Source organism: Desulfovibrio sp., assembly GCF_035644575.1.
GTDB lineage: Bacteria > Desulfobacterota > Desulfovibrionia > Desulfovibrionales > Desulfovibrionaceae > Desulfovibrio.
In genome coordinates this window covers 1-8,298 of sequence record NZ_DASQOG010000063.1, presented here as the reverse complement: position 1 = coordinate 8,298, position 8,298 = coordinate 1, and the positions used below count along the sequence as shown (strand labels likewise).

9 protein-coding genes are annotated in these 8,298 nt (G+C 59.2%); all 9 read left to right on the top strand.

Annotated features, from left to right (window positions below):
• The coding region (locus VEZ52_RS03130) for an exonuclease domain-containing protein (RefSeq protein WP_324835491.1) at nt 1-405 on the top strand (405 nt) is incomplete at its 5' end.
• Between the two features lie 54 nt (nt 406-459).
• Nucleotides 460-774, top strand: a complete 315-nt coding sequence (locus tag VEZ52_RS03125; RefSeq protein ID WP_240825509.1) for a DUF485 domain-containing protein — start codon at nt 460-462, stop codon at nt 772-774.
• Between the two features lie 80 nt (nt 775-854).
• Complete coding sequence (locus VEZ52_RS03120) at nt 855-2,495, top strand: cation acetate symporter (protein WP_324835490.1); 1,641 nt, start codon at nt 855-857, stop codon at nt 2,493-2,495.
• Between the two features lie 351 nt (nt 2,496-2,846).
• Nucleotides 2,847-3,401, top strand: coding sequence for a hypothetical protein (locus VEZ52_RS03115; RefSeq protein WP_324835489.1), 555 nt, complete (start codon nt 2,847-2,849; stop codon nt 3,399-3,401).
• Between the two features lie 145 nt (nt 3,402-3,546).
• On the top strand, nt 3,547-4,026 hold the full coding sequence (locus VEZ52_RS03110; protein WP_324835488.1) for an Lrp/AsnC family transcriptional regulator: 480 nt from the start codon (nt 3,547-3,549) through the stop codon (nt 4,024-4,026).
• A 15-nt stretch (nt 4,027-4,041) separates the two neighbouring features.
• Complete coding sequence (gene hemL, locus VEZ52_RS03105; RefSeq protein ID WP_324835487.1) at nt 4,042-5,313, top strand: glutamate-1-semialdehyde 2,1-aminomutase; 1,272 nt, start codon at nt 4,042-4,044, stop codon at nt 5,311-5,313.
• A 121-nt stretch (nt 5,314-5,434) separates the two neighbouring features.
• Nucleotides 5,435-6,655: a cobalt-precorrin 5A hydrolase gene (locus tag VEZ52_RS03100; protein WP_324835486.1), complete on the top strand. Its 1,221-nt coding sequence runs from the start codon at nt 5,435-5,437 to the stop codon at nt 6,653-6,655.
• Complete coding sequence (gene cobJ / locus VEZ52_RS03095) at nt 6,652-7,431, top strand: precorrin-3B C(17)-methyltransferase (RefSeq protein WP_324835485.1); 780 nt, start codon at nt 6,652-6,654, stop codon at nt 7,429-7,431. The genes VEZ52_RS03100 and cobJ overlap by 4 nt, the downstream gene beginning before the upstream one ends.
• Before the next feature lie 97 nt (nt 7,432-7,528).
• Nucleotides 7,529-7,915, top strand: coding sequence for a cytochrome c3 family protein (locus tag VEZ52_RS03090; RefSeq protein WP_324835484.1), 387 nt, complete (start codon nt 7,529-7,531; stop codon nt 7,913-7,915).
• Nucleotides 7,916-8,298: the final 383 nt, after the last annotated feature.

Below are 8,298 nucleotides of genomic sequence, written 5' to 3'. Positions count from 1 at the left end.
CATGCCCCTGACGGGCAGAATGTGCGCGTGCACGGGTTGCGCCCGTGTGATTTCAGCACGGGTCTGCCGCTTCAGGATGTGTTGTCGGCTTTTCTTCAGTTTGTCAGAGGCAGAACACTGGTGGGCTATTATCTGCAATACGACCTTGCAGTGTTGAACAAAAACTTGAGGCCACTGATGGGGGCAGCATTGCCAAACAGTCGCATAGAGGTTTCAGGCCGCTATTACGACTGGCGATTTGCGCAATATCCTGGCGCCTACATTGATCTGCGATGGGAAACGATGGTCAGAAACCTTCGCCTGCCCACGCTGCCAAGGCACGATGCCATGAACGACGCCATAACAGCCGCCATGATGTATCTGGCGCTGCAATCGCGCGGATACGGCGCACACAGGCTCCCATAACGTCCAATGTCTGCGCAAAAGACATTGCGGACAAAAGTATGCGAGGAGGGAACAATGGCCTCAGAACTGACGCAACGAATAGAAAAAAATGCGCAATACCAGCACTTGATCAAGACGCGCAACGCCCTTGGCTGGCGTCTCACGCTTGTGGTTTTTGCCGCGTATTACGGTTTTATTCTGGTTGTCGCCTTTGACAAACAGCTCTTTGCCACACCTCTTGCAGCAGGAATGACAACGACCTGGGGCATTCCCCTGGGCATCGGCATCATCCTGCTGACCGTTGTGCTTACGGCGGTCTATGTTCGCAAGGCCAACAACGAATTTGACCCTGCGCTCAAGCAGATTCTTGAAAAAGAGGTGCAGTCATGAGTGGAATAAGCGCTTGCACATCCGGCCATAAATTCGGGCGACATAAACCCGCCCCAGCCATCACCGCCTCAATATTTTTCATGGCTCTTCTTGTCGTCCTGCTGCCCGGTATTGCTCTGGCGGCAGGAGTTATAGAAGAAACGCAAAAGCAGAACACCGACTGGACAGCCATCATCATGTTCACCATTTTTGTCGGTGCATCGCTGTGGATAACCAAGTGGGCCGCCAAGCGCACTCGCTCCGCTGCGGATTTTTACACGGCAGGCGGCGGCATCACGGGCTTTCAGAACGGCCTTGCCATCGCGGGCGACTTTATGTCTGCGGCCTCCTTTCTGGGCATTTCAGCCGCCGTCATGGCGACGGGCTTTGACGGCCTGATCTATGCCATCGGCTTTCAGGTGGGCTGGCCGCTCATAACCTTCATGCTGGCGGAGCGCCTGCGCAATCTTGGGCGCTTCACCTTTGCCGATGTGGTGGCCTACAGGCTCCAGCAGGTGCCTGTGCGCATCTTTGCCGCATCTGGCACCCTGGTTGTGGTGCTGTTCTACCTTATTGCCCAGATGGTGGGCGCGGGGCAGCTCATCAAGCTGCTCTTCGGGCTTGATTACCACTATGCGGTGGTTATCGTGGGCCTGCTCATGATGGCCTATGTGCTTTTTGGCGGTATGACGGCGACCACGTGGGTGCAGATCATCAAGGCCTGCCTGCTGCTCGGCGGGGCCTCGTTCATGGCCTTTATGGTTATGGCCCAGTATGGTTTCAGCCCCGAAAAACTTTTCACCGCCGCTGTGGGCATTAAAAAAAGCGTGGCCATCATGGGGCCGGGCGGCTTTGTCAAAGACCCCGTTTCGGCCATCTCGCTCGGCATTGCCCTCATGTTCGGCACTGCTGGGCTGCCGCACATCCTGATGCGCTTTTTTACCGTGCCGGACGCCAGGGAAGCCAGAAAAAGCGTGCTCTGGGCAACCACATGGATCGGCTATTTCTACATTCTGACCTTCATCATCGGCTTCGGGGCCATAGTGTTTGTGAGCACCAATCCCGAATTCCTCGATGCAAACGGCGTTTTGCGCGGTGGCGGCAACATGGCTGCCGTGCATCTGGCCAACGCCATTGGCGGCAATATCTTTCTTGGCTTCATGTCGGCGGTGGCCTTTGCCACAATTCTGGCCGTGGTGGCGGGGCTGACGCTTTCCGGCGCGTCCGCCGTGGCGCACGACCTCTACGCCTCTGCCCTCAAAAAGGGCAAGGCCAGTTCCAGCGAGGAGCTTAAGATATCCAAGCTGACAACCGTGGCCCTCGGCATTATCGCCATGTTTCTGGGCATAGTGTTTGAAAAACAGAACGTGGCCTTCATGGTGTCTCTGGCCTTTGCCATTGCGGCTTCGGCCAACTTTCCGGCCCTGATCCTTTCGGTGCTGTGGAAGGGCTGCACCACAAGAGGGGCTGTTACCGGGGGGGTTGCGGGCCTGCTGGCCGCGCTGGTCATGACCATGCTCTCGGATGCCGTGTGGGTGGCAACCTTGGGCAATCCGCCAGGCTCCGCACCCTTTCCGTATTCCTCCCCGGCCATTTTTTCCATGCCGCTGGCCTTTTTGTGCATCTGGGTAGTGTCCATATGCGATCAGTCCCCGCAGGCGCAGAAAGAAAGGGAGGCTTTTGCCGACCAGAAAATCCGGTCTGAAACCGGCCTTGGAGCTTTCAAGCCCACGGCGCATTAATCACCGCAAGCGCGCCCTGTCCCCACCAAGGCGGTGCGGCAAGGCCTGACATGGGGCAGCGTTAGCCTTCAGCGGTCATCAAACAGCCTGCCCGCCCGGAACAGATATTTCCCGGGCGGGCAGGCTCAATGAACTTGTAAACCACACCCACAAAAGCAACACGGCATTGCAGGGCATCTTATTTTGCGGCGCGCGACTGCGAATGCCAACGCATTCCGGTTGCGGCGCTTTTCTTTGCGGGCCTGCCTTGCCGACTGCTGCAAATTTTGCCATGATGTTCACGAAGCTTCTGCCGGTTTTTTTGGCCCTTATACCCTTGTCCGGCGCAACAATCCTTTGAGGAGGGCATCCATGCTTACCCCCAACCAGTGTGTGCTTTACAGCGGCGGCGCCGCAGGAACAGAGCAGTTCTTCGGCGCTTTGGCCGAAAGCTGGGGTATGGAAGAAGTAAACTACAGCTTTGAAGGTCACCAGATCGAACGTACGCGCGGCGTGCGGGTGCTCACCTCTGAAGAACTGGCCCTCAAGGATGTCAGCCTGACCTACGTTTCGCGTCTCATGAGCCGCGAATATACGCGCGCACCCCTTTTCCGCAAAGTTTTGCAGTCCATCTGCTGGCAGGTCAGCAGCGGCGAGCAGATCATCGTTATCGGCGCAGTCCAGCCTGACGGCACCGTCAAGGGCGGCACCGGGTGGGGGGCCGAATTTGCCAAGATCTGCAACAAGCCCCTGCTTGTTTTTGATCAGCCCAAGAATGCCTGGCTTTCCTGGGATAAAGACAACTGGACCCAGACAGACGAACCCATGATCACCCATGCCCATTTTGCCGCCACCGGCACGCGTTTTCTTGAAGACAATGGCCGCATCGCCATTCAAGACCTGTTTGCGCGTTCTTTTTCGCGCTAAAGCAGAATACTATTGTCAATGCGCTAGAAAGATAATCCGCTTCTGCTGCAACGGCCCCTGGTTCGCAAACGGCCCGGGGGCCGTGCTTGCGGCATGTACCCCACCTGCCGCAGGCAGCGCCTCAGCCCATAGTACCGGAGAATTCATGAGCCGTCAGTTTACCCCCGCAGAGCAAGCCGTGCTGCGCATCGTGCAGGACAACCTGCCTGATTCGCTCACGCCCTACGCAGATATTGCCGAAAAGGCAGGAATGACAGAAGCCCAGGTGCTTGAGCTGCTCGGTTCGCTCAAGGAATCCGGGGCAATCCGCCGTTTTGGAGCCAGCATCAAACACCAGAAAACCGGCTGGACGCACAATGCCATGGTTGCCTGGAAGATCGATGCTGATCTGGTGGAACAGTGCGGCGAGCAGGCCGCCCTGCACAACCATATCTCTCATGTCTACTACCGCCCCAGTTCCGCGCCCGACTGGCCGTATGAGCTCTACACCATGATTCATGGCCGCAGCGAGGCCGAGTGCCTTGGCGTGGTGGAAGACCTCAAGCGTGATACCCTGCTGCGCGAGCATGCCGTGCTGCGCAGCCTCAAGGAACTGAAAAAAATTTCCATGACCTATTTTGCCTGATACAAGGAGCCTTTGATGGATACCACTTCTCGGCAGCTTTTTAAAAAGGCCTGCGCTGTTATTCCCGGCGGCGTCAACAGCCCTGTGCGCGCCTGCCACAACGTGGACAGCCAGCCCCTGTTCATAGCCGAAGCTCACGGCTGCCGGATTACGGATGTGGACGGCCATGAGTATGTCGACTTTGTACTCTCCTGGGGGCCCATGATCCTTGGGCATGACGAGCCTTCCGTCACCCGGGCCGTGTGCGAGGCCGCCAAACGCGGCACCAGCTACGGCGCTCCCTGTCCGGCAGAAGTAACCCTGGCCGAAGAAGTGGTCGCCGCCATGCCCAGCCTTGAAATGGTGCGCATGGTCAACTCCGGCACAGAGGCCACCATGAGCGCCCTGCGCCTGGCCCGCGCCGCCACCAAGAGAGACAAGGTGCTCAAGTTTGTGGGCTGTTACCACGGCCACGCAGATCCCTTCCTCGCCGCCGCGGGTTCCGGCCTTGCCACGTTCTCCATTCCCGGCACTCCCGGCGTGCCCGCAGCCGTTGTGGCCGACACCCTGCTTGCGCCCTACAACGACCTTGATGCCGTCAAGGCCATCTTTGAACAGCACGGCGCGGGCATTGCCGCCATCATTGTGGAGCCTGTGGCCGCAAACATGGGCCTTGTGCTGCCCAAGCCCGGCTTTCTTGAAGGCCTGCGCGCCGTCTGCGACCAGTACGGCAGCCTGCTCATTTTTGACGAAGTCATCACCGGCTTTCGCGCGGCCTTTGGCGGCGCGCAGGCCCGTTTCAGCATAGATCCCGACCTCACCACCTTTGGCAAGATCATTGGCGGCGGCCTGCCTGTGGGCGCCTTTGGCGGCAAGCGCCGCTACATGGAACTCATCGCGCCCAGAGGCGGCGTGTATCAGGCGGGCACGCTTTCGGGCAACCCGCTGGCAATGGCTGCCGGCATAGCCACCCTGCGCTACCTCAAAACCGCCGACTACGCGGCCCTTGAGAAGCGCACCCACGCCTTTGCCATGGCGTTGCGCGACATTCTGGCATCCAAGGGCGTACCGATCCAGATGCCCACCCTTGCCTCCATGTTCTGCCCCTATTTCAGCGAGCAGGAAGTTACGGATTTTGCCAGCGCCACGCTGTGCGATCAGAAGCTTTTCACCACGTTCTACAAGCAGATGCGCGCTCACGGCATCTATCTTGCGCCTTCCGGCTACGAGACGGGCATGGTCTCCTTTGTCCACACGGACGAGGATTTCAACAAGGCTCTGGACGCTGCCCGCAAGGTCATTTTTTAAGTCGAAACAGCAAGAAGGGAACCCCGCATGCGGGGTTCCCTTCTTTACTCTTTCCACGCAGCGGCATCCGCCCGTATCCCTGTGGCCGCGCGTCACCAGACAGGCCGCCGAGGGAGGCCCCTTGCACAGTCCCCGCCGAATCACCGCGCTTGCCTGCTATGCGCTCAGCCAGTCTGCCCTGCCTCTGGCGCAGCGTCTGGCGGACTGCCTTGCGATCAAACCGTGGGGCCTGCCCGGTCAACTCCAGCATCCCGCGCGTCCGGCCCAGCCATCAGAGCACCCGGGCCACGGCAAACCCTCCGGCCTGTCCCGCGTGGAAATTTTCGCCCCATCGCGTTTTTGCCCTGCGGGGGTTACGCCTTTTGAAAAAATCGGCTCCCTGCTGACGGCAACCTATAAAAATTTTTCGGCGCATGCCTTCATCGGCGCAGCGGGCATAGCCGTGCGCGCGCTTGCCCCCCTGCTGGCGCACAAGAGCACCGATGCCCCTGTAATCGTACTTGATCCTGCGGGGCAGCACGTTATAAGCCTGCTCTCCGGCCACTGGGGCGGAGCCAACGAACTGGCCAGCCATGTGGCCCATCTGCTCGGTGCAACGGCAGTTATCACCACGGCATCGGACACAGCCTCCAATGCGCCCGGAGCAGGGACAAATCAGCCCCGCAAGGCCGCTCCTGCGCTGGATATGCTCCTACGCGACGCTGGGCTGCTCCCCGTGGACTGGAACCGCCTGCCCGCAGCGCAGGCCGCCATGATCGAAGGGGAAAGCCTGGGGCTTTGGGATCCCTGCCATGCCGTGCCGGATCATCCCCAATTGCAACGCCTGCCCGCAGGGGAGGCCGATGCCACGCCGCCAGAACACCTCGGCCCCCTGGTTGCGGCGCACTGGCGCGAGCTTGCACCGAGCCCCGCAATCCTGCGTGTGGCTGTTCCCCGGCTGGTGATAGGTCTGGGCTGCCGCAAAAACGCGCCCGGCGATATGGTGGAAACCGCCACGCGCAAGCTGCTGGCGGCCCAAGGGCTTGAACCTCTGGCTGTGGCTGCGCTGGCGACCGTGAAGGAAAAATTACAGGAACCCGCCCTGATGGCCCTTGCCGAGCGGATGGGCGTTCCTTTGCATGGCTTTGAAGCCGTCGATCTCGCACGCTGCCCAACGCCCAATCCGTCCACAGCGGCTGGCAGGCGCTTTAACCAGCCGCCTTTCAGCGTTTGCGAGGCCGCGGCCCTGGTGGCGGCAGCGCAGATTTTTCCGGCGGGCGCGCCCCGTCTGCTCCTCCCCAAAACTATCGAGCAAGGCCAGTTGACTCTGGCCTTCGCCATCTCGGACAGGATTGAACGATGAACCCAGCCAGTCTACATGTTGTCGGCCTCGGCCCCGGCGATGCCGCGTGTCTTACCCCTCAGGCCCGCACGGCCATAGCAAATGCATCCTGCGTGGCTGGCTACAGCCTCTACATGGAACTGGTGCCGCCGGAACTGCTGGCAGGCAAGCAGTGCATCAGTACCGGCATGCGGCACGAGGAAGAACGCTGCGCTGCTGCGGTGGACGCGGCCCTGTCAGGCCAGCCAACGACCCTTGTCTGCTCTGGCGACCCCGGCATCTATGCTCTGGCTGGTCTGGCTCTCGAAATTCTCGAAAGCCGGGGCCTTGTGGGCAGCGTGCCCTTCAATGTTGTGCCGGGCGTTCCGGCGGTCTGCGCGGCGGCAGCCCTGCTGGGCGCTCCCCTGATGCACGATTTTGCCTGCATCAGCCTGAGCGACTTGCTCACGCCGTGGGAAACCATTGAACGCAGACTCCACGCGGCCCTTGAGGCCGATTTTGTCTGCGCCATCTATAATCCCCGTTCCAAGGGGCGGCCCCACCATCTGGAACAGGCTCTTGAAATTGCCCGGCAATTCCGCGCGCCGCACTGCCCTGTAGGGCTTGTGCGCAAGGCCTTTCGCCCCGGTGAAGAAACCCGAGTGTTCCGCCTTGACCAGTTCGACCCGGAACAGGTCGACATGCTCTCCTTGCTCATCATCGGCAATGCAGAAAGCCGGGCGTTGGGGAACTTCATGCTCACCCCCAGAGGCTATGCGCGAAAAAAGAGTTCCAATCTCGGTAACTTATCAAAATAGTTGGAATGTCATTTTTCCATAGTCATTGACTTACCGTAATGAGGGCCGTAAAATCACACCAATTTGTTCTCATCTGCCGCACAAAAGGAGGTCTGCCGTGAAGAAAGTTCTGGTTCTTACCTGTATCATGGTGTTTGCCCTGGCCCTGCCCGCGCTTGCAGCGCCCGCCGCTCCTGACAAACCGCTGGAATTCAAGGGTTCCCAAAAGACCGTTATGTTCCCGCACGCTGTGCATGCCAAGGTTGAATGTGTTACCTGCCACCATCAGGTTGACGGCAAGGAAAGCTTTGCCAAGTGCGGCAGCTCCGGTTGCCACGACGACCTCGCGGGCAAGCAGGGCGAAAAGAGCCTGTACTATGTTGTGCACACCAAGAAAGAACTCAAGCACAACAACTGCATCGGCTGCCACTCCAAGGTTGTGGAAGAAAAGCCCGAACTCAAGAAAGATCTGACCGCCTGCGCCAAGTCCAAGTGCCATCCGTAGGCCTGGTTAGCTGCCTTGCTCCAAAAGCCGCCTCTGGGCGGCTTTTTTGTTGGCTTGCCGATCTTGCCACTGACGACAACAGTTCCTGACTGTTTCCCCGCCCGACTTTTTTTGCAAAATCGCGGCAGAAGGCAATTCTGGCGCAAAGAGTTTTGTCCTATTTGCGTCTTTTGCCATAAACTGATACGAAAATCTGTCGTTTTTGCAGTATGAAACGATGTATTTTGCATGACTCCGGCCTTTGGCCGCTGCACATAACCCCATGAGGTGGCGCATGGTTGCCAAGAACACCGCTGAAACCGATGACCAGATCATCGATCTCACAGAACTGATCGAAAAAGGCGAAGTTCCGGCAAACGATCCGTCCGAGCAGCCCCAGGCCG